This is a genomic window from Arthrobacter sp. K4-10C, assembly GCF_059090085.1.
Genome location: NZ_JBNHFI010000043.1, coordinates 1 through 261 on the forward strand (window position 1 = coordinate 1; position 261 = coordinate 261).

Below are 261 nucleotides of genomic sequence, written 5' to 3' on the forward strand. Positions count from 1 at the left end.
TGACCAGCGAGGTTCCCTTGAACATGCCGATGACCTGGTTACCGGTTGCCGGGATGATCGAGGGCATCGCCTGCGGGATGATCACCTTGCGCATCCTTGTGCCCGCGCTCATCCCGAGCGAGTCGGCGGCCTCGATCTGGCCCTTGCCCACCGAGGAGAAACCCCCGCGGATAATCTCGGCCATGTACGCCGCCTCGTTCAGCGTCAGGCCGACCAGGGCCGCGGTGATCGGGCCCATGATCGCGTTCGTGTCCACGGCCG

At 65.9% G+C, this 261-nt stretch carries 1 protein-coding gene; it reads right to left on the reverse strand.

Annotated features, from left to right (window positions below):
- Positions 1–238: ABC transporter permease subunit (locus tag AC5RUU_RS19680; RefSeq protein WP_493976876.1), on the reverse strand; the 238-nt coding region annotated here is incomplete at its 3' end.
- Positions 239–261: the final 23 nt, after the last annotated feature.